The organism is Pseudomonas sp. S3_A09 (genome assembly GCF_054668065.1).
On the sequence record NZ_CP162752.1, the window covers coordinates 195,337 to 217,331 of the forward strand.

The window sequence follows — 21,995 nt, forward strand, 5'->3', positions numbered from 1 at the left end:
TAGAGTGCCGGGATGAGATTAAAGAGCTACCTGCACCAGATCAGCCCCGTACTATCCACGCCCAATGCCGCGCGTCGCCTGTTGCGCATTTTTGCGTTGGTACTGTTGGTGGGCATCTTGGGCGGTGTGTACAGCTTCCTGCTATTCACCTTCAACAATGAGATCTCCCAGCGGCGCAGCTACATGAGCAGCGCCATTGCCGAGGCGCATACGTTTTTCACCACCCGTGAAGCCGTGCTGGAAAGCCTCAGCCTGTCGGCGACACGCAATGTTAAACTGGACCTGCCGGTCTCCGATGAAGAGATCCGCCTGTTGCTGGGAAACACCCCGGGCAAGCAATGGAGTATCTGGCTGACCGAACGCATGCGTGCCTTCTTGAAGTCCAAGCAGCTCAACCTGCTGTATGTCAGCACGGATGCCCAGGTGCTGCGGCTATACGATGCGACGCCCGTGGCTGCGGATTTTCCCGCGGCCATGCTTGAGCAATTGCACGCCCTCAAGCAGCAGAAAACCCTGCAGGAACTCTGGCTGACCCATGCCACGGACGGTCACTCACAGCTGTACATCTTCATTCGCCTGGATGAGCGCGACCTGAACTCCGGCTGGCTCGGCCTGGAAATGGACGACCGTGAAGTCTCTAACGCCTTGAGTGATCACAGCGCTGGCGACTTCACCATGTTCAATACCCAGGGTATGCCGCTATTCAGCAACAGCCATAGACCACCACCAGGACAAAATCTGCCGCACCTGCGCCAGCAGGACTTCTTCGGCTTTGTCGGCGATGGCTGGCTGCCCGAGCAAATTGTGCTGCGCAAACAACTGAAGTCTTCGGACTGGCAGCTCACCTACTCCATCGACCTGCGCGCGGTCCTGTGGGCACTCTGGCCGCAGATGCTCGGCGCCCTGCTGTTCTGCCTGCTGACCATCAGCCTGGTGTGCCTGCTGACCCGCCGCTTGGAACACCGCTTCATCACCCCGGCGATCCACCGCATCCAGGCGCTGGTGGAAAGCGAGCTGTTCAGCCGCGACGTGATCCAGACGGCCCCCGTAGCGCTGTGCGTGCTACGTCGCACCGATGGCGCAGAGGTACTGAAAAACACCCTTGCCCAACAATGGCTCGGCGAACGTGGCGCACAACTCGGTCCCGGCTGGATCCGTCAGGCGTTCGACCCCGACGCACCGTCCCTCACCGACTACTTCGAAGCCGCCGACGGCCGCCATCTGTACCTGAGCTGCGCGCCCACCCGCTACAAAGGCGAAGACGTGTTGCTCTGCGCCTTCAGCGATATCAGCGCGCGCACGCAGATCGAAGCGGCGCTGGAACAGGCACGCCAGTCCGCCGACGCAGCCAACGAAGCGAAGACACTGTTCCTGGCCACCATGAGCCATGAAATCCGCACGCCCCTTTACGGCGTACTCGGCACCCTCGAACTGCTCGCCCGCACCCGCCTGGATGCCCAGCAGAAAAGCTACCTGCACGCCATCGAAGGATCGTCTGCGACGCTGCTGCAACTGATCTGCGACGTGCTCGACGTGTCGAAAATCGAAGCCGGACAACTGGCCCTGGAATTAAGCGAATTCTGTGTGCCGACCCTGGTACAGGAAGTGGTGCAAGGCTATGCGGCAGCGGCACACAGCAAAGGCTTGCAGCTGTATGCCTGCCTCGACCCGCAACTGCCCCGGCGCTTGATCGGCGACGCCAGCCGCGTGCGCCAGATCCTCAACAACCTGCTGAGCAACGCCGTCAAGTTCACCGACTCCGGCCGCGTGGTGCTGCGGGTCAAAAAGCTCGGCCGCGAAGGCGAACGGGTGTGCCTGCAATGGCAAATTTCCGACACCGGCAAAGGCATCGCCCCTGCCGACCAGGCGTTCATCTTTGAACCGTTCTACCAGAGCGAAGGCAACTCCCATGTGATCGCCGGCACCGGCCTGGGCCTGCCAATCTGTCTGCGCCTGACCCACTTGATGAACGGCACACTACGCATGGTCAGCGAGCCGGGACTGGGCAGCAGCTTTTCACTGACCGTGCCACTGGAGCAACCTTCCGGCAACGCGCCGCAGAGCTTGCAGGCACTGGCGCCGGAGATCGTGTATGTGCTGTCGCCGATCCGCGAACTGGCCGACAGTCTCTGCGGCTGGCTGCGCCGCTGGGGCGCGCGCGCGCAGGTCGGTCTGCCGACCAGCACGCAGCTGGCGGGGCACTGTGTATTGCTTGAACTCATGGAACGCCGCCTCGACTTGCCCTGGCAGGGGCCACGGGTACTGGCCAGCAATGACGGAGCCCACGAACCGCAGTTCAACGGCGATGGCTGGCAGGTCAACCTGAACGACCTGGACGCGATCCAACAAGCGGTTCGCCATGCCCAGAACGGCCAAGTCGTGCCACCCCAGACGCGCTGCGAAGCGCGCGACCTGCGCCCCTTGCACCTGCACATCCTGGTGGCCGAAGACAACGTCATCAACCAGTTGATCCTGCGCGACCAGCTTGAAGAACTCGGGTGCAGCGTGGAACTGGCCGGTGATGGAGAAGACGCCTTGGCACGCTGGCACGAAGGCACCTTTGACGTCGTCCTCACCGACGTCAACATGCCTAGGCTCAACGGCTACGAACTGGCCGAAGCACTCCGGCGGCTGGGCTGTACCACCCCGATCATCGGCGCCACCGCCAACGCCCTGCGCGGAGAAGAGGCCTTGTGCCTGGCGGCCGGCATGAATCACTGCCTGGTCAAACCCTTTACGCTGCGAGCCTTGTCCACTGTCCTGGCTCCCTACGAACGAGCCACCCATGAAGCCCTGTAGCATTTTGATTGTCGAAGACCATCCCTTTCAGCACCTGTATTTGCAGAACCTGTTCAGCGAGTTGGGCGATTTCGACCTGGTGTGCGCCAGGGACGGTGAAGAAGCACTGGCCTGCCTGAAACAACGTGATTTCGACCTGGTGCTCACCGACCTGCTGATGCCGGGCATGGACGGCGTGCAATTTATCCAGGGCCTCGCTGCGCAACCGTCACGTCCGGCGCTGGCAATTATGAGCGCCGCGTCGCGGCGCATGCTGATGGGTGCGAGCCTGGTGGCGAGCAACCTGCAAGTGAAGGTGATCGGGCTGATCTCCAAGCCGGTGAATGCCGCCGCTTTGCGCTGCCTGACCGATCAGTTGCAAGCGCTGCGTCAGGTCGCACCGGCAGAGATCCAGCCGGGCATTGATTGCCAAAGCCTGATGAACGCCCTGGTCAATGGTGACCTGCAAGCCTGGTTCCAGCCCAAGAAGGCCCTGAGCAATGGCCGCATCGTCGCGGCCGAAGCCTTGGTGCGCTGGGCCCACCCCGAGCATGGGCTGTTATTGCCCGGTGTGTTCCTGCCGGCATTGATTGCCTGCAACCTGGAGGAACGCCTGTTGTGGTGCGTGCTGAAACAGGCGATGGCCGCCCAAGCCACGTGGCGCCAACAAGGCTACGACATTCCGGTATCGATCAACTTGCCCACTCACCTGCTCAACAGCCACGACCTTCCCGACCGCATCCAGGCGTTCGTGCTGGAACACCAGGGCTTGCCCGCGCGCATCTGTTTCGAGCTGATGGAGTGCTCGGTACCGGATGACATCAGCAACTTCTACGCTGGGGCCTGTCGCTTGCGCATCAAGGGCTTTGGCTTGTCCCAAGATGATTTCGGCAAAGGCTACAGCTCGTACATGAACCTGGTGTCGGCGCCTTTCACCGAGTTGAAAATTGACCGTGCACTGGTGCAAGGCTGCAACGCCAACGAGGAACTGGCCCAGGCGCTCACCAGCATCGTCAGCTTGGGACGCCAGCTGGGTTTGATCGTGGTGGCTGAAGGTGTAGAAACCGCGCAAGAACTTGCGCTGTTGCGTAAAATCGACTGCACTCAGGTCCAAGGATTCCTGATCTCCCACGCCGTGTCTGCGGATCAGTTCCAGCAATTGCTGACCCACGACGGTCCGGCGAGCGCCTATTGACCCGCCGGCCGGGTGTGGTCGAACGCCGTTAGCTTGCGAGGTCACCGCGTCATGCATCACCCCAACGCCTTCCTGGAGAAACTTACCAGCAGCTCGCTGCGCCTGAACAAAGGCTTGCTGGTGCTGGGAGCCTTGGTACTGTTGCTGCTGGGCATCAGCTATCTGGGGGTGCAGCGCATGGTTCAGGAGCAGCGCGACACCTTGCAGTTCCACTTCGCCCGGCTGATGGAAAACATCCGCGAGCAGGAAGCGTTCCTCGGCGATATCTCGCGGGGCAGCAGCAAGGGTAAGTTCAACCCCTCGGCCATGCTGCCGCCCTACGTGCAAAAACACCTGCCTGAAGAAGGCGCCAATATCTATGAAGGCCGCGGGCTGCCGTTTTCCCTGCCCTATAGCCTGAAGATCAACCCGCAAAAGGTCGCCGTCGACCAATACCCCAAAGTGTTCGCGCTGGGCACCTACCTGTCCGCCTACTACAGTGCCTTCTGGGCGGCATCCCACTACCAATCCCCGCAAGTGGTGGTGGTCAACGGCCCGGACAACTTCGACATCAGCGTGCCCGCCACCGGCCGACTGCGCGATGGCGGCCACGTGCAGATCGGTGCACTGGTGGAGGTGATAACCCAAGTGAACAAGCGCCTGCACCTGCAGAACGCGTCATTGCCAGATCATCCCGTGCGCTGGGAACCCTACCATCCCGCGTCCGATGACAAGGGCGCCCCTGTGCTGCTGGGCTATGTCGACATCAACCTGGCCTCGACCGCGCTGACCATCGACGGCGCCAGTACTTGGGTGGTGGTGGCCTCGTTGCTGGACCTGGCCAAGGTCAATAACATCGAGCGGCTGATGCAATGGTCGATCTACGACGACTTCACCCTGATCACGCCCGCCGGTGTAGTGCTGACCGGTGCGACGAAGCCCGGCCAGGTGCTGAACGAGGGCATAAACTTCACCCGTGATGGCCTAGTGTTCAAGTTGACCAGCCAGGGCGAGCAACACTGGACGGCGATCTATGTGATCAGCGTGCAGCGTTTTCTCGACTATGCGATGTGGCCATTACTGTGCCTGGTGGCCGTGGCGCTGGCGATGCTGGGGTGCAGTCGGGCGTTCACGCGTTGGTACACCGTACGGGTGGTCCTCCCCGCCCATCAGGCCCATGCCAGTATCGCCGAAAGCGAGGCCTTCAGCCGTGCACTCATCGACACGGCCCCGATCGGTTTGTGCGTGATCCGTCGCAGTGATCATCACGTACTCCTGCAGAACCAGCACGCCCTGCAATGGCAAGACGCTCGCCCCTTGTACGACTTGCTCAAGCAACAGCCTCACACCGCACCGGGCCAGGCCGACCTGGAAAGCCGCGGCCGGCATCTGCACGTGGCGTTCGTGCCCACTCGCTATCAGAGCCAGGACGCGTGGCTGTGCGTGGTGCATGACGTGACCCGGCATATCGAAGACGCTGCCGCCCTGGAAGAAGCGCGTCAGGCCGCAGACTCGGCGAGCCAGGCCAAGAGCCGTTTCCTCGCGACTATGAGCCATGAAATTCGCACGCCGTTGTATGGCGTGCTGGGCACCCTGGAGCTGCTTGGCCTGACGTCACTCGCGCCACGCCAGCAGGATTACCTGCAGACCATCCAGCGTTCTTCCACCACCTTGTTCCAGTTGATCAGCGATGTATTGGATGTGTCGAAGATCGAGGCCGGGCAAATGACCCTCGAACTCCAGGATTTCTGCCCCCTGGAACTGACGGAAGAATGCGTGCGCACCTACGGCGCATTCGCCCGCTCCAAGGGCTTGCAGCTGTATGCCTGCATCGACGCGAACCTGCCGGACAGGTTACGCGGTGACCCGCTGCGTATCCGCCAGATCCTCAATAACCTGCTGAGCAATGCGATCAAGTTCACCGATAACGGGCGCGTGGTGCTGCGCCTGCGGGGCCTGGAAACCAGCGATGGGCGGGTCGAGTTGCAGTGGCAAGTCAGTGACTCTGGCGTGGGCATTGCCCAAGCACAACAGCATCAACTATTCGACCCGTTCTACCAGGCCGAAGATGCCACCCGACAGGCCGGCGCCGGCCTGGGCCTGGCCATCTGCAAATGGCTGTGCGAGTTGATGCACGGCCAACTGAACGTGGTCAGCGAACCCGGCCTGGGCAGCAGCTTTACCCTGCAAGTCGCGCTGGAGTCCGTGCCCGGCACCTTGGCCGATTGCCCCGTCTTCAGCCCCGACACGCCGGCTGTCTACGTGCGCGCGCCGGAAGCGGAGCGGACGCAATGCATGATCGACTGGCTCAAACGCCTGGGGCTCGACAGCCGCGTATGTGCCACCGACACACCCGCCGCCGCGCTGCTGGTGGATTTCACCCATGACCCGGCATGGCCCGGCACACGCATCATCGCCAGCGCCGGAGGGCCGAGCCCGGCGCAACCGTACGGCAGCGATTGGGCGGTCGACGCCAACGATGTTCGCGCCATTGCCTGGGCGGTCTACCTGGCGCAGCACGGTGCCGAGGCCGACCATCGCCCCGCGCCACCCACCCAGGCACGCCCGCTGAACCTGCAGGTACTGGTGGCCGAGGACAATGTGATCAACGCGGCCATCATCCAGGAGCAACTGGAAGCCCTGGGCTGCTCGGTGGTACTCACCTCCGACGGCGAACAGGCACTGACCCAATGGTTGCCCGGACGCTTCGACCTGGTGCTGACCGACGTGAATATGCCGGTAATGAACGGCTATCAGTTGGCCGAAGCATTGCGCCGACAAGATGCCACGTTGCCGATTATCGGGATAACCGCCAATGCCATGCGCGAAGAAGGCGAACACTGTACGGCTGTTGGCATGAACGGGTGGATGGTCAAGCCGCTGAACCTCGCCACCTTGCGTGCGCAATTGGAAAAACACTGCAAGATCGAAGTGCCCGCCGTCGTCGATATGCCGCCGCTGTCGCCCAAGATGCGCGAACTGTTTGTCACCACGCTGCGTCAGGATGTGCACACCACCCTGGCCGCATTGGACAACCAGGACGCCAGCGGCACGGCGCAACAATTGCACAGCATGGCCGGAGCCCTCGGCGCGGTGCAGCTCGTTGATTTGGCCAACGCCTTTGTCGAACTGGAACTGCGCCTGACCGGCATGGCCATCACGCCCACGCTTGCCCTGGAAGTACGGCGCAACCTGGCTCGCCTCACGGCATTGCTCGACTCCTTTGAATAATTTCACTCTGGATAATCAACCCATGGAAACCCTCAACGTAGTCATTGCAGACGATCACCCCATCGTGCTGGTCGGGGTACGGGAGCTGGTCGAGCGCGACAAGCGTTTTCGCGTGGTGGGCGAAGCCGTGTGCTCCAACGAACTGGTGACGCTACTGGAAAACACTGCAGTGGACCTGGTGATCACCGACTTCAATATGCCGGCGGACTCGCCCTACGGCGATGGCCTGAAGTTAGTGGAATACCTGGTGCGGCATTTCCCCAAGGTACGCGTGCTGGTGCTGACGATGATCTCCAATCCGCTGATCCTCACGCGCTTGCAGGAAGTGGGCGTGCTGGCCGTGATCCAGAAAAACCAACTGCACAATGAGATTCAGGCCGTGCTCAAGGCCATCGCCCGGGGCATCCCGGTACGCAGCAAGGGCCCGCAACCGACCTCGGTACTGGAATCGTCCGATCTCGATGAGCGCTTCACTCGGTTATCCCCAAAGGAACATGAGATCCTGCGTTTGTTTATCTCAGGACAAAGTGTCAATGAAATTGCGCGAGGTTTGAACCGCAGCGCCAAAACCATCAGCACACAAAAAGTCTCGGCCATGCGCAAGTTGGAAGTCGGCAGCGATCAGGACTTGTTGGCTTATTGCATAGAGCGCAACTTGTTCAACTAACACCGGTTTCTAGGGATCGTCTGATGTCCCACTCACCGCTGCAGCCTTATTGTGTTGTTTTAACCCCAACATGGAAAAAACAACATGAAACAGCTGTCTCGCACACTTCTGGCATTGTCGATCTTCGCCGCTGGTAATGCGTTTGCCGCCGACCCACCGGCAACCCCTACCAAAGCCGGTAGCGGCACCATCAACTTCACCGGCAGCATCAACAATGATGCTTGCTCTGTTGAAGGCATCGGTGAGAACAAAACTATCTCGGTCAGCATGGGCGAAGTGTCGATCAAGGACATAGGCACAGCCACCGCACCGAAAGGCAACGGCACCCTGAGCGCCGAGAACTTCGGCATGACGATCAACTGCAACGCTGGCACCAAGGTGGCGATGATCTTCCAACCGACCAAAGGCGCCGGCTCCGGCATCGTGACCGGCACCAAAGTGTTGAAGCTGACCGACGGCCTGGGCGCCGCCAAGAACATCGGTATCGCCCTGCTCGACTCCAATGGCGCGCTGATCGACCTGAGCTCGCCGACCGCCGCGAAGGTCGAGAACACCCTGCAAGACAGCAATACCACGCTGAAATTCTCGGCTGCCTACGTCACCACCGCTGACGCCGCCTCCGCCGTGGCCGGTCGCGCCGATGCCACCCTGCCATTCACCCTGCAGTACGAATAAGCCCAACCTGTTGCGGGGCCTGCGGGCCTCGCATACCTCTCAAACATAGCGGTAGCCATTATGTTTTTTCGCTATTCACTGTCCCTCTGTGCGGGTCTGCTCGGCCTGTTTGCGGTCGGCCAGGCCACAGCCGGCATTTCGTTGAGCAGCACACGCCTGGTGTTCGACGGCCAGCACAAAGAAGCCGGTATCACCGTACGCAACAGCGGCGAGGACATATTGATTCAGTCCTGGGTCGACACGGACGACGCCGACGCAAGCTCCGTACCGTTCGCCGTCACCCCGCCGCTGGCGCGGGTCACCAGCAATGAGCAACAACTGTTGCGGGTGATCTACGAAGGCACGGGCATGCCCACCGACCGCGAGTCCGTCGTTTGGCTCAACGTGCAGGAAATTCCCAAGGCCTCGAAAACCGAGAACACCTTGCAGCTTGCCGTGCGCCAGCGCATCAAGGTGTTCTTTCGCCCAGCCGGCATGAAAAACAACGCCTACCTGGCGCCGACCGAACTGCGCTGGCAACTGGCCGAGCACGGCGGCAAGCCTGTGCTGCGGGTGAGCAACCCTGGGGCTTATCACGTGTCGATTGCCGACATTACCCTGCAGGCCGGTGCCGTCAGCGAACACCCATTCGATACGATGATGATTGCGCCAGGCGAACAAAAAGAGTTCGTCCTCAAACAACTTCCGGTCACTAATACAGCGCACTTGAAGTTCAGCAGTATTAATGACTATGGCGCACAAGATCCCTACAGCGCGCAAATTTCCAACAGCGCTCAAATAAGCGCCAGTTTGAACAAAGAATCACCATAACGCGCCTGCCCTTCGCGCAGCCGCACTTTCACTGTATTTCTCTTCGCTCCGTTAGTTCGTATCGGAGGTGATATAGGGTTCCTGCATGTTTTTATTCAAGCGCGATAGTCTGGCGCCACTTTTGATTGCCGTGGGCTTCAGCTCGGTCTGTCACGCCGACGGCGATGAACACTTCAATACTTCGTTTTTACAGGGCGCAGCGGCGCCGGTCGACCTGCAGTCGTTGCTCGCCAGCAGCAGCGTGCTCCCCGGCAATTACCGGGTTGACCTGTATGGTAACGACACCCTGGTAGGCCGACGCGATATCGACTTTCGCCGCAACCCTTCGAACGGCCGGGTCGAGGCCTGCCTGACCCTGGAGATGCTGCAACAAGTGGGCGTCGATATCGGCGCCTTACAGGCCAACGGGAAACTCGTCGACACCGATCCCAACGCCTGTCTCGACCTGCCCGCACTGATCGAACACGCCAGCGTTCGCTACGACGTACCGCGCCTGCGCTTGCTGGTCAGTGTGCCGCAACGCGCCATGGAGCGCGGGCGCCGCGGTTATGTCGATCCGGCCCTGTGGGACGATGGCGTACCCGCCGCGTTCATGAACTACCAGTTGAGCAGCAACCGCAGCAGCAACGACGCCAACACCACGCTTTCAAACAACCTGGGCCTGCGCAACGGTATCAACCTCGGGGGCTGGCGCCTGCGCAACGAGTCGAACTTCAGCAGCAGCACCGGCCGCTCCAGCACGTTCAAGAGCAACCGCAGCTACCTGCAACATGACCTGACCGCCTTGAAGGGGCAGTTCAGCGCCGGGGACATTTTTTCGGATGCCGACCTGTTTGACAGCGTGCGCTATCGCGGCCTGAAGATGGCCTCTGATGACGGCATGCGCGCCGACAGCGAACGCGGCTACGCGCCGATCATCCGGGGCGTTGCGCAGTCCAGCGCCACCGTGGAGATCCGCCAGAACAACTACATCCTCTATACCGCCAACGTGCCGCCGGGGCCGTTCGAAATCAGTGACATTTACCCCAGCGGCTCCAACGGCGACCTTGAAGTGACGGTGATCGAGGCGGACGGCCGTCGCCGGGTCACGGTGCAGGCGTTTTCCAGCTTGCCGATCATGGTGCGTGAAGGCCAGGTGAAATACAGCCTCTCGGCCGGTCAGTACAACAGCAACAGTGACGGGCAGAAAACCCCGCAGTTTGTCAGCAGCACCCTGGCCTATGGCATCAGCAGCAACCTGTCGGGGATCGTCGGGGTGCAGGCCACGCAGGACTTCCAGGCGCTGTCGGTCGGGGCCGGGCGCAACACATCGATTGGTGCGGTGTCGCTGGACATGACCCACTCCGCCAGCCGTACCTTCGGCCGGCAGGTCACGGGCAACAGCCTGCGCGCGCTGTATGCCAAGACCTTTACCGGCACCGACACCAACTTCACCCTAGCGGCCTATAGGTACTCGACCGAGGGCTATCGCACCCTCACCGAACATGTCGAGGAATTGAGCAGCGACGGCCGGACACACCTCGGCAACTCGAAAACCCGCACCGACCTGACCGTCAACCAGAGCCTGGGGCGCAACCAGCAGTTCGGCAGTGTGTACCTGAACGCCAGCGACCAGCGCTACTGGGGACGCGGCGGCGCGCAAAGCTTGTCGGCGGGCTACAGCAATTACTGGAGAGACGTGACCTACAACCTCAGCGCCACGCACACCAAGGATGTGGGCAACTACGGGCCGTCGAACAACGACACGTTGATTAACCTGTCACTGTCGTTTCCGCTGGGCTCGAAGCCCCGTGCGCCGAGGGCATTCGTTTCTGCCAGCACGCAAAAAGACAACGACACCACGCAAATGGGCGTCAACGGCTACCTGACGGAAGACAGCAACACCTATTATTCGCTGCAAGCCGGCAACAGCAGCACGGGCGGCAGCACCGGTTCGGCCAACCTCAGCACCCGCACGGCGCTGATGGACATCAGCGGTGGCTACAGCCAGGGCCGTGGGTACAGCGCACAGAACCTCAATGTGGCCGGGTCAGTGGTGGCCCACGCGGGCGGTATCAACCTGGGACAGACCGTGGGCGAGACCTTTGCGCTGGCGCAAGTCGAAGGCGTGCCCGGTGTGAAGATCAGCAGTTTCTCCGGCGCCAGGACTGGCAGCAACGGCTATGCAGTGATCCCCAATACGCAGCCTTATCGGGTTAACTGGATCAGCCTGGACACCCGCGACCTGGGCGCTGATATCGAAATCGATAACGCCACCCAGCAAGTTGTCCCTCGGCGCGGGGCCGTGGTCTTGGCGCGCTATGCCAGCAAGAGCGGGCGCCGCGTGCAGTTCGCCTTGTTCGACGCCCAACATCGGCCGATCCCGTTTGGCGCGTCGCTGGAAAGCATGGCGGGCAAGCAGATGGCGATCGCCGATCCGAGTGGCAAGGCGTTGGCCTTGGTGGAAGAAGATACGGGTACGCTGGTGATCAAATGGGCCGACCAGCACTGCCAGGCACCTTATGCGTTGGGCGAACGCAACAAGGCGCTGAACTACGAGCGGGTAGCACTCACCTGCGCGCCGAACCCGTAAGCACCTCGTCAAACACGCTGGCCCAAATCCATGTCGGAGTATGGGCACGCTAAGCCGGGCGAGGTGCCGAGTGGTCGGACTTAAAAGTCGCGCTTGTAGAAGATATCCAGGGAGCTGGCCACACCGCTCGCCACTTCCAGGTACACCTTCTTGCTCAACAGATAACGCAAGGCGATGGTACTCGCCGGTTCGAACACCCCTACGCCGTAACGCAGGCTGAGTTTTTCGGTGATCTTGCCGCTGGCCACGACGGCAGTGTTGTTGCCGCTGCCTTGGGTATCCAGTTCGAAGTCCTGGATGCCCAAGTTCTTCGCCAGGTCCGACGTCACTCCGGCGCTGCCCATCAAACCCAGGCCCAACGCGGCCTGGGCCAGCATATTGTTGTCTTCACCGGTGGTGCTCAGCGGACGCCCCAGCACCAGGTAGGACAGCGCCTGTTCCTGGCTCATGGCCGGCTCCGAGAAGATCTGCGTGGTGGGCTGCTCGGCGCTGCCGCTCAGGCGGATCCCGGCGATCACATCGTCGGTCTTGCGAATCGCTTCGATGTCCAGGTATGGCTGGTCCAGGGGGCCGGCGAACAGCAGTCGCGCACGGCGTACATCAAGCTTCTGCCCGTAGGCGCGGTAACGGCCATCGTTGAGCCACAGCTCGCCACGGGTGTCGAGGTTGTCGCCGATATGCACCTGGCCCTGTACCTTGGCGGTGAGGCCGAAGCCCGAGAAGTTGAGCTTGTCCTCGCCCACCATCACGTCGATGTCCATGGCCATCGCCATCGGCGGCTTGCCCTCTTCGGTCTGGCTGCCGATGATCACCGTGTCATCCGAGACCTTGACGGTGGACGGCGGCAACTCGCGCACCGTGATATCGCCGCGCGGGATGTGCACTTTGCCGGCGACGGCCAGCTTGTCGTTCTTCAGGCTGATTTTCAGATCGGGCGCCACTTCCAGCACCGCGTAGGGCTCCACCGTCACCGGCAGTTGCGAGCCTTGCAGGCTGAGGTCCACCGCCAACGCCTGCCCCCATTCGATCTGGCCTTTGAGGCTGCCCTGCCCGGCCTTGCCACTGCGCCAGCCACCGTTGAGCTGCACGCTCTCGCCGGCAATCACTGCTTGCACGTCCAAACCTTGCAGGCTGATGGGCAGTTCCGGACCGGAAACCTCGCCGCCCACCAGGTTCACGTTGCCGTTGACCTGGGGCGCCAACAGGCCACCAGCAATACGCCCGTTGCCATTGAGCTTGCCGCTGAGGGTTTCCACCATCGGCACAAACGGTCGCGCCACCGCGAGGTCCAGACCGACCAGGCTGAAATTGCCGGTGATCGGTTTGTTCTTCGGCAGCGGGTTGATCTGCGCCTGCACCATCAATTCGCCAAGCTTGCCGCCACGAAAATTCAGCTGCGTGTCGATCCGCTTGGGATTGAGGGTGGTTTCCAGCTTCAAGGTGTCGTAGGGGAAGTCCAGCCACTGGTCCTTGTCCTTGACACGCAAGGTGCCGCCACTGGCATCCACCGCGACCACGCCTTTGGGGCCGCTGTCGGGCAAGTCCAGTTGCACGTCGGCGTTGAGCGTGCCCTGCCAGGCGAAATCCTTAGGCAGGAACGCCGCGAGGCTGTCGATGGGGAATTGCTTGAGGTGGTAGCGCAGTTTCGGCTCGGGCATCAGGCGCTGGTCTTCGCCACACAGGCTGGCAGGGCCGGACACCCAGCAGTGCGCGGCAAACGTCAGCTTGCCATCGGCCATGCGTTCGATCTTCGCCGGGGCTTGCAGCTTCCAGTCCTGGCCACCGGCTTGTACATCGCCACTGGCCAGGCGCCCGCGCCAGTTGCCTTTGTCGAGGTTGCCATCCAACGCCAGGGCAAGCTTGACCAGCGGTCCCGCCAGGTCCAGTTGGACTTTCTGGTTTTTGATATCGCCTTGGGCGCTGGCGGTCAGGGTGCCAACCTGGGTGTCGCCGGATTGGATGCCGCTGCCTTTCAAGTCGATCTTGGCGCGCTGGGCACTGTCGAGGGTGGCGTCGAGGGTGAGGCTTTGCAGGCGATTGTCGGCAAACGCCAGTTGTTGGCCCGTGAGGTCGAGTTTGCCCTGGGGAGCCTTGAGGCTGCCGGCCACGTCAAGTCGGCCGTTGACCTGGCCGCGCAATTGCGGCCAGAGCTGGGCCAGGCGCGCCAGCTTGATATCGATCTGCCCGGCCAAACGCTGTTGCAGGCTGCCACTGCCGTTGATGCGGTTGTCACCCAGGCGAATATCCAGGTTGGCCAACGTCCACTGCTCGCCAGCGCCTTCAGCCTTGGCCGCCAACACGGCGGTTTGCCCACGCAGGCGGCCCTTGAGGTCGAGGTCGGCGTTCAGCTTGAGTTGCTCATTCTTGAACTCGCCCTTGCTGCGTAGCGGTCCCGCCAGGGTGCCCGGCAGTTCTGCGACCCAGTACGCCGGGTTCAGCGCCGACAGGTCCAGCGCGGTGTCCCAGGAAATGCCGTCGGCAAATTGCAGGTTCAGGTGGCCTTCAGCCTTGCCCTGGCCGGCGGCGAGTTTCAGCTCGGGCAGGAAGATCTGCTTGAGGTCGCCACTGAAGGGCGTGACCACATTGAACGTGCCCGCCGGGCCGTCGAGGTCGGCCTTGAGATTACCCAGGTAGTTGCCGTCCTTGTAGGAAATCTCGCCGTTGAACGTCCGCAGGGCGACCTGCGGCTCGTCGATCACCGGATAGAGGCGATGCCAGGGGAAATCCAGCCAGTCGATCTTGGCGTCGGCGCTGAAGCCTTGCTGCCAATCCAGTTGGGCCGTCAACTTGAGGCTTTGTTTGTCACCGGCATTCAGGTCCAGGCCAGCGATCTGCGCACCCTTGCCGTCGACCCGGCCTTGCAGCAGCAGATCCACCGGACCTTTTTCCGCCGGCAATACGGCTTTGCCAAGCAGTTGGTAGCCGCGGTTCAAGTCACCTTTGGCGGTGAGGTCCAGTTGATTGAGTTGCAGGGTATCGGGCAGATCGGCGCTCGGTTTGAAGCCGTCGGCAGTGATGTGCAATTGAGCCGGTAGATTTTCCACCAGGGGTTGCAGTTCGCCCGTGAGCTTGGCCGGCAGGTAACCCGTACTGTCAGCGTCAAGCTTGAGGGTCTTGAGCAGGTCGCCGTCGACCTGGAGCGCCACCTTCCACGAAGCGCCGCCCGGCGCGTAAGGCAGGCTCAGGTTACCGGTAGCGTTCAACGGCCAGTCGCCGGTGGGTTGCAGCAGCCCGGTGAGGTCCAGCACCAGGTCATCGCGTTGCAGGTGCACCGAGTCGATCTGCAATCCGGCGGCGGTCCAATGCGCCGCCAATTGCAGGCCCTTGAGTTCCTCACTGCCATTGAACAGCAGGCTGCCGACGCGAACGTCGCCCAACTGGATGGCCAGCGGCAGTTTCAAGTCAGACAGTTGAATCGGCCCGCTGCTTTCTTCGGTGCTCGGAGGAAATTGCAGGCTGACCTGCTCCACATCCAACGTCTCGATACACAGGGTCATGCGCAATAGGCATGCCGGCGACCAATCAAATGTGGGCGCCTTGAGTTCGACACGGCTGCTGTCCTGCTGCCACAGCACATGGTCGGCGCTCCACTGGCCGCCCAAATGCCCCTGGAAATTTTCCAGGGTCAAACCCGGCACGCGGCCCAACGCCCAGCGGCTGCCCGCCTGGGTGCCGAGCACCGCCCACAGTGCCAGTAACAGCACGGCAAGGATGGCCACCACCGCCAGCCCCGCTATTTTTACACCACGCATCACAGCTCAGGCCCCATGGAAAAGTGCAATCGAATACCGCCCGGGTCTTCCAGGGCATGGGCCAGGTCAAGACGGATCGGACCGACCGGCGAAACCCAGCGGATGCCGACACCCACGCCGGTTTTCAGGCTCGGCAGGTCCAGGTTGTTGAAGGAATTACCCTGGTCGATGAAGGTTGCGATCCGCCATTTCTCGGCAATGGAATATTGGTACTCGGCACTCAGGGCCACCATGTAGCGGCCACCGATGCGGTCGCCACGGTCGTTCTCGGGCGACAGCGTCTGATACTCGTAGCCCCGCACACTCTGGTCACCACCGGCAAAGAAACGCAGTGACGGCGGCACCGATTTATAGCCGTTGGTGGCACTGCCACCCACCTGTGCGCGGGCCAGGAAGCGGTGGTTGTCCCACAACGTGGTCAGGCCTTTGACCAGGGCCGTGCCATACAGCAGGTTGGTATCGGAGCCCAGGCCCTCTTTGGCGACCTTGGTGTCGAATTGCAGGCGGTAGCCGTTGTGCGGGTCGATGCGATTATCGCTGCGCAGGTAGGAATAGCTGACGCCCGGCATCACCAGGTTACTCAGGCCGGAGTCATTGCCCAGGCGGTATTCCTCACGCTGGTATTTGAGCGAAATCACACGTGTCCAGCCGCTCGGCAACTTGCTATGCCATTCAGGGCCGAGGGTCAGCAATTTACTGACCGTATCGGTGTTGGCGATTTCTTCGTTCTGGTAGCCCCCGGCGAAACGCAGCTTGTCGGTCAACGGCGGGTCGAGCGGGATGTCGTACCACAGGCCGACGTTCTGCCGGGGCGCCGACAGCTCGGCTTCCCAGCCATAACTGTGGCCCTGGGGGTTGACCCAGTGGCGGGTCCAGTTGGCTTTGCCACGCGGACCGACGTCGGTGGAAAACCCCAGGCCGAGCCCCATGGTGCGCGGCTTGCGGGTTTCCAAGCGCACAGCCACCGGAATGATGTCGTTGGTCGAAGCGGCCGGGGCCGCGTCCACGCGCACGCCTTCGAAGAAGCCACTGGCTTGCAGGTTCTGGTTGAGTTCGGCGATCAGTTCAGAGTCGTAGGGCGTGCCGCTTTTGAACGGCACCATGCGGTGCAGCAGTTCTTCGTCAAATGGCGTATCGCCGGCAAAGCTCACTTTGCCGAGGGTATAGCGCGGACCGCTGTCGTAGATGAGTTCGATATCGGCGACGCCAGCCTGCGGGTCTACTGCCAATTTCTGACGGGTGAAGCGCCCACTGAAAAAGCCATAGCGCGAGGCCTGGTTCTGAATCAGACGCTTGGCGTCTTCGTAATGGCCGTGATTGAGCACGGCGCCGGACTTGAGGTCGTTGCTGACGGGCACGCGAAAGGCCTTGAGGTCGGCGGCCGGGCCGTCGACCCGAATGGTCACGTTACGCAAATGCACGGGCTCGCCGGGGTCAATGGTGAGGATCAGGCGCGGGTTGTTGCCGCCCTTCACGTCACTCTCGATCCGTGGCTGATAGAAGCCTAGGGCCTGGGCGGCTTTGCGCGCCTGCTCCTCCGCGCCACGGCTGAACCGTAGCAAGGCCTCTTCATCACGATCGCCCACCCCGCCGATATAGCCTTCGATGTTGGCTTTCAACGCGTCGTTTGAAGGTTTGACTCGCACGTCCAATTCGCTTTGCGCCAAGGCGCCGCAGCTTGTGAACAGCAGAATCAAGCCGCTGGTAAATCTTCCTGGAAACTTCATAGGCGCGGATGCTACACGACCTGGGGAGCCTCTTTGAACTCGGAAATGTCTGAATAATTCTGTATTAAGCCGTTGCAGCATGTAACGACTGGGGATTGGGGTGAAAAAACACATGCTCCAGGATGGGGCCTACAGCGACTTCACCGATTTCCTGATAGCCCTGACGCTTATAGAACTCCAGATAACGCGAGTTGCCCGTGTCCAGTACCACGCCGGACGAATGCGGGTCTTCGGCGCACCAATTGTGCACGGCCTCCAGCAACTGCTCGCCGTAGTGTTTGCCCTGGAAGTGCGGGTGAATACCCAACAACGGCAGCACATGCACTGATTCAGTGGGCAGGCACGCCAGCACCGCGTGATGGTAGTCGAGGTAACGTCGCGTACCGCGCACACCCGTGCTCAGCCACATGCGCAGTTGCCAGGCCCAGCTTTCGGTAATGCCCAGGCGCCGCTGCGGCGGTGCGATCAGGGCGATACCGATCAGCCGGTCGTTGACGAACAGGCCGATGGCCGGAAGTTTCTGAAAGAAGTGCTGCTTGACCAGTTCGCGCACGGTGGCGCGTACCCGCTGTTCATAGCCAGGGCGTTCGGCTTCGAAGATGTAGGCGAACGTCGGCTCATGCCGATAAGCCTGGTACAACAAGGAACGGGCTTCGCGTGAATAGCCGCTGTTGAGCAGGCGAATTTCAGCGATTGCAGTTGAAGTGTCCGGCATACCGTCAATCTCCCTGGGCGCCACTGAAAGGATGGCGCTCTTATGGTACGAACCTACACAGCATCAGTCGTTCCCAGACATTAGCAGTGCATCTGTCCTACCGCCACGCTGGCCCCCGTCCGTCTTGTCCGCTAGCATCGCCCTTTTGCCAGGACTGGACTGCCGACCATGAAAATCGTCTCCTTCAATATCAACGGGCTGCGCGCCCGCCCTCATCAGCTGGCGGCGCTGATTGAAAAGCACCAGCCCGATGTGATCGGCCTGCAGGAAACCAAGGTCCACGATGACCAATTCCCACTCGCCGAAGTACAGGCCCTTGGCTACCACGTGTACTACCATGGCCAAAAAGGTCACTACGGTGTCGCCCTGCTCTCGCGCCAGCCGGCGTTGAGCCTGCACAAAGGCTTCGCCAGTGACGAAGAAGATGCCCAGCGCCGCTTTATCTGGGGCACCTTCGCCGACGAGAATGGCCACCCGGTCACCATCATGAACGGTTACTTCCCCCAGGGCGAAAGCCGTGACCACCCCACCAAGTTCCCGGCCAAGCAGCGCTTCTACGAAGACTTGCAGCAACTGCTGGAAAGCCAGTTCAGCAATGATCAGGCACTGGTGGTGATGGGCGACATCAATATTTCCCCGGAAGACATCGACATCGGCATCGGCGCCGACAACGCCAAGCGCTGGCTGAAGACCGGCAAGTGCAGCTTCCTGCCGGAAGAGCGCGAGTGGATGGCGCGCCTGAAGAACTGGGGCCTGGTGGACAGCTTCCGCCACCTCAACCCGGACGTTGCCGATCGTTTCAGCTGGTTCGACTACCGCAGCCGTGGGTTTGAAGACGAGCCCAAGCGCGGCCTGCGCATCGACGTGATCCTGGCCTCCAATGGCCTGCTGTCGCGGGTCAAGGATGCCGGGGTGGACTACGAACTGCGGGGGCTGGAAAAACCGTCGGACCATGCGCCGATCTGGCTGGAATTGAGCTGACACCACCATTCAATGTGGGAGCTGGCTTGCCTGCGATAGCGGTGGGCCAGTGAAAGATTGGTTTGCTGATACACCGCTATCGCAGGCAAGCCAGCTCCCACAATTGGATCCTTGGCTTATCAGTCATATTTCTGCAACCGGCCTGACTTATTCTCGCGGCACTCCCTTTGGCTTAAGAAGGTGCCGGCATGATGCTGCGCGTTCTGTTTCTGCTGGCACTCTTTCCTCTCTACGCTGTTTCCGCCCCCCTACCCGCTCCCGATCAAGGCCCTGCTTTACGCATCCAGGGTTCCAATACCATTGGCGCGGCGTTGGGCCCGGCGCTGGTCAAGGGCTTGATGGAGCATCAGGGTTTGCAGGCGGTGCACGGTGAACCGGCGGAAGGCGCCAATGAACAGCGCGTGATCGGCAAGACCCGCCAAGGCAAGACGGTGATCATCGAAATCGCCGCTCATGGTTCAAGCACCGGTTTCACTGCCCTAAAGAAATCCACTGCCGACCTGGCGGCCTCATCGCGCCCGATAAAGGACAGCGAACTGGTGGACCTCGAACCCCTCGGCGACCTGAAAAGCCCCGAAGCCGAACAGGTGATCGCCATCGATGGCCTGGCCATCATCCTCCACCCGCAAAACCCGCTGAACACCCTGAATACCGAGCAACTGGCGCAGGTCTTCAATGGCGAGATCAGCACCTGGGAGGCATTGGGTGGCGTGGGTGGGCCGATTCACGTGTACGCACGGGATGATCAGTCGGGCACCTATGACACCTTCAAGGAACTGGTACTGCGCCTGCGTGGCAAGTCGCTCGCCTCGGGCGCCACACGTTTCGAGTCCAGCGAGCAGTTGTCCGATTCGGTCAGCCAGGACCCCCAAGGCATCGGTTTTATCGGCCTGCCCTACGTACGCCAGGCCAAGGCGGTGGCGATTGTGGATGGCGACTCGCACCCCATGCTGCCGCTGAACAGCCTGATTGCTACCGAGGATTACCCACTCTCACGTCGACTGTTCTTTTACTTGCCGCCATCCAGTCGCAATCCATGGGCCAAGGCGCTGGTGGACTTCAGCCAGAGCAGCAAGGGCCAGGCGATTGTGGCAGCCAACGGCTTTATCGCGCAGCAGGTGCAGGCGATCGCCGTGGAGCCGCGCGCGTCGATGCCTGAGGACTATCAAGCGATCGCACGTGATGCTCAGCGCCTGACGGTGAATTTTCGTTTCGAGGAAGGCAGCGCCAGCCTGGACAACAAGGCACGCCAGGATCTGCAGCGGGTGGTGGCGTATCTCAAAAGCCACGACAAGCTGGATAAACAGGTGACGCTGGTGGGGTTTGGAGATGCCAAGAATGACCCGCAGCGGGCGGCATTGCTGTCGAAACTCAGGGCAATGGCGGTGCGCCGGGAATTGGTCAAGAACGGCGTGGTATTGCGCGATATCCGAGGGTTTGGCGCGCAGATGCCGGTGGCGGCGAATACGGCGGATGAAGGCCGGATCAAGAATCGGCGCGTGGAGGTTTGGGTCTACTGAACCTTGAGCGTTGTGGTGTTCGGGCCGGCCTCATCGCGGGCAAGCCCGGCTCCCACAGTGGATCGAGTCGTTCATGTAAACGCCATCTAATGTGGGAGCCGGGCTTGCCCGTGATGCAGGCGGCTCGGTCTTACTGCCCGCCGCGCATCAGCTCTTTAGGCACATACTTGCCAATCTCGAACTTGCCGATCGCCGCCCGGTGTACTTCGTCCGGGCCATCGGCCAGGCGCAGGGTGCGTTGCATGGCGTACATGTAGGCCAGCGGGAAATCGTTGGAAACACCGGCACCACCATGGATCTGGATCGCGCGGTCGATCACCTTCAAGGCCACATTCGGCGCGACCACCTTGATCTGGGCGATTTCGCTTTTCGCGACTTTGTTACCCACGGTGTCCATCATGTACGCCGCCTTCAAGGTCAGCAGGCGTGCCATATCGATCTCCATGCGTGAGTCGGCGATCTTGTCGATATTGCCGCCCAGGCGCGCCAGTGGCTTGCCGAATGCAGTCCGGCTGACGGAGCGCTTGCACATCAGTTCCAGTGCGCGCTCGGCCATGCCGATGGAGCGCATACAGTGGTGGATACGGCCCGGACCAAGGCGGCCCTGGGCGATCTCAAAGCCCCGCCCCTCACCCAGCAGCACGTTTTCGTAGGGTACCCGCACATTGTCGAACAGCACTTCGGCATGGCCGTGGGGCGCGTCGTCGTAGCCGAACACCGGCAGCGGGCGCACGATCTTCACGCCGGGGGTGTCCACCGGCACCAGGATCATCGAATGTTGCTGGTGGCGCGGTGCGTCCGGGTTGCTCAGGCCCATGAAGATCAGGATTTTGCAGCGCGGGTCGCAGGCGCCGGAGGTCCACCACTTTTTGCCGTTGATCACCCATTCATCGCCCTGGCGCTCGGCGCGGGCGGCCATGTTGGTGGCGTCTGAGGACGCCACATCCGGTTCGGTCATGGCGAAGGCCGAGCGGATCTCGCCTCGCAGCAACGGCTCCAACCAGCGTTGCTTTTGCTCTTCGTTGGCATAGCGCACCAGCACTTCCATGTTACCGGTGTCGGGGGCGGAGCAGTTGAACGGCTCAGGGCCCAACAGCGAACGGCCCATGATTTCAGCCAACGGTGCGTATTCGAGGTTGGTGAGGCCGGCGCCCAGTTCGGACTCCGGCAGGAACAGGTTCCACAGGCCTTCAGCTTTAGCCTTGGCCTTCAGCTCTTCCATGATTGCGGTGGGCTGCCAGCGGTCGCCTTCGCTGACCTGGCGTTCGAATACCGGCTCGGCCGGGTACACGTAAGCGTCCATGAACGCAGTGACGCGTTCACGCAGTTCCTGAACCTTGGGCGAATAGGCGAAATCCATGAGCAGCTCCCTTCTCTGAGAGGTTGTTTAGGT

Annotated in this window: 13 protein-coding genes; 9 read left to right on the top strand and 4 right to left on the bottom strand. The window is 61.5% G+C overall.

Annotated elements, in window-relative coordinates:
- The first annotated feature begins 12 nt into the window (after nt 1-12).
- The 7 genes from AB4N92_RS00990 (at nt 13) to AB4N92_RS01020 (ending at nt 11,907) form a co-directional block, all read left to right on the top strand.
- Entirely contained in the window at nt 13-2,799 is a 2,787-nt protein-coding gene (locus AB4N92_RS00990; RefSeq protein ID WP_044287374.1) for an ATP-binding protein, read from the top strand.
- Nucleotides 2,786-3,973, top strand: coding sequence for a response regulator cyclic di-GMP phosphodiesterase PvrR (gene pvrR / locus AB4N92_RS00995; RefSeq protein WP_010209487.1), 1,188 nt, complete (start codon nt 2,786-2,788; stop codon nt 3,971-3,973). The genes AB4N92_RS00990 and pvrR overlap by 14 nt, the downstream gene beginning before the upstream one ends.
- Before the next feature lie 51 nt (nt 3,974-4,024).
- The gene (locus AB4N92_RS01000; RefSeq protein ID WP_236266935.1) at nt 4,025-7,183 is read left to right on the top strand and encodes a hybrid sensor histidine kinase/response regulator; all 3,159 of its coding nucleotides are present in this window, start codon (nt 4,025-4,027) and stop codon (nt 7,181-7,183) included.
- Between the two features lie 22 nt (nt 7,184-7,205).
- Complete coding sequence (locus AB4N92_RS01005; protein WP_010209485.1) at nt 7,206-7,850, top strand: response regulator; 645 nt, start codon at nt 7,206-7,208, stop codon at nt 7,848-7,850.
- 84 nt (nt 7,851-7,934) lie between these two features.
- Nucleotides 7,935-8,525 carry a fimbrial protein gene (locus AB4N92_RS01010; RefSeq protein ID WP_010209484.1) on the top strand — a complete coding sequence of 197 codons (591 nt, stop codon included), beginning with the start codon at nt 7,935-7,937 and terminating at the stop codon, nt 8,523-8,525.
- Between the two features lie 60 nt (nt 8,526-8,585).
- Nucleotides 8,586-9,335 (top strand): fimbrial biogenesis chaperone, encoded by a 750-nt coding sequence (locus AB4N92_RS01015; RefSeq protein ID WP_010209483.1) that lies wholly within the window; start codon nt 8,586-8,588, stop codon nt 9,333-9,335.
- A gap of 85 nt (nt 9,336-9,420) precedes the next feature.
- Nucleotides 9,421-11,907: a fimbria/pilus outer membrane usher protein gene (locus tag AB4N92_RS01020; RefSeq protein ID WP_236266934.1), complete on the top strand. Its 2,487-nt coding sequence runs from the start codon at nt 9,421-9,423 to the stop codon at nt 11,905-11,907.
- Between the two features lie 80 nt (nt 11,908-11,987).
- Here the strand turns inward: AB4N92_RS01020 and AB4N92_RS01025 are convergent, their stop codons facing one another.
- The 3 genes from AB4N92_RS01025 to AB4N92_RS01035 form a co-directional block, all read right to left on the bottom strand.
- Nucleotides 11,988-15,659, bottom strand: coding sequence for a translocation/assembly module TamB domain-containing protein (locus AB4N92_RS01025; protein ID WP_236266933.1), 3,672 nt, complete (start codon nt 15,657-15,659; stop codon nt 11,988-11,990).
- The gene (locus AB4N92_RS01030) at nt 15,659-17,386 is read right to left on the bottom strand and encodes an autotransporter assembly complex protein TamA (protein WP_021492798.1); all 1,728 of its coding nucleotides are present in this window, start codon (nt 17,384-17,386) and stop codon (nt 15,659-15,661) included. Before AB4N92_RS01030 ends, AB4N92_RS01025 begins: the two co-directional genes overlap by 1 nt.
- 64 nt (nt 17,387-17,450) lie before the next feature.
- Nucleotides 17,451-18,101, bottom strand: coding sequence for a GNAT family N-acetyltransferase (locus AB4N92_RS01035; RefSeq protein ID WP_021492799.1), 651 nt, complete (start codon nt 18,099-18,101; stop codon nt 17,451-17,453).
- Nucleotides 18,102-18,269: 168 nt separating this feature from the next.
- Between AB4N92_RS01035 and xthA the strand changes: the two genes are divergently transcribed.
- On the top strand, nt 18,270-19,082 hold the full coding sequence (xthA, locus tag AB4N92_RS01040) for an exodeoxyribonuclease III (protein WP_010209477.1): 813 nt from the start codon (nt 18,270-18,272) through the stop codon (nt 19,080-19,082).
- 188 nt (nt 19,083-19,270) lie between these two features.
- Nucleotides 19,271-20,602 (top strand): substrate-binding domain-containing protein, encoded by a 1,332-nt coding sequence (locus AB4N92_RS01045; RefSeq protein ID WP_010209475.1) that lies wholly within the window; start codon nt 19,271-19,273, stop codon nt 20,600-20,602.
- 130 nt (nt 20,603-20,732) lie between these two features.
- Here the strand turns inward: AB4N92_RS01045 and AB4N92_RS01050 are convergent, their stop codons facing one another.
- A complete protein-coding gene (locus AB4N92_RS01050) occupies nt 20,733-21,962 on the bottom strand; it encodes an acyl-CoA dehydrogenase (RefSeq protein ID WP_021492800.1) in 1,230 nt (409 codons plus the stop codon).
- Nucleotides 21,963-21,995: the final 33 nt, after the last annotated feature.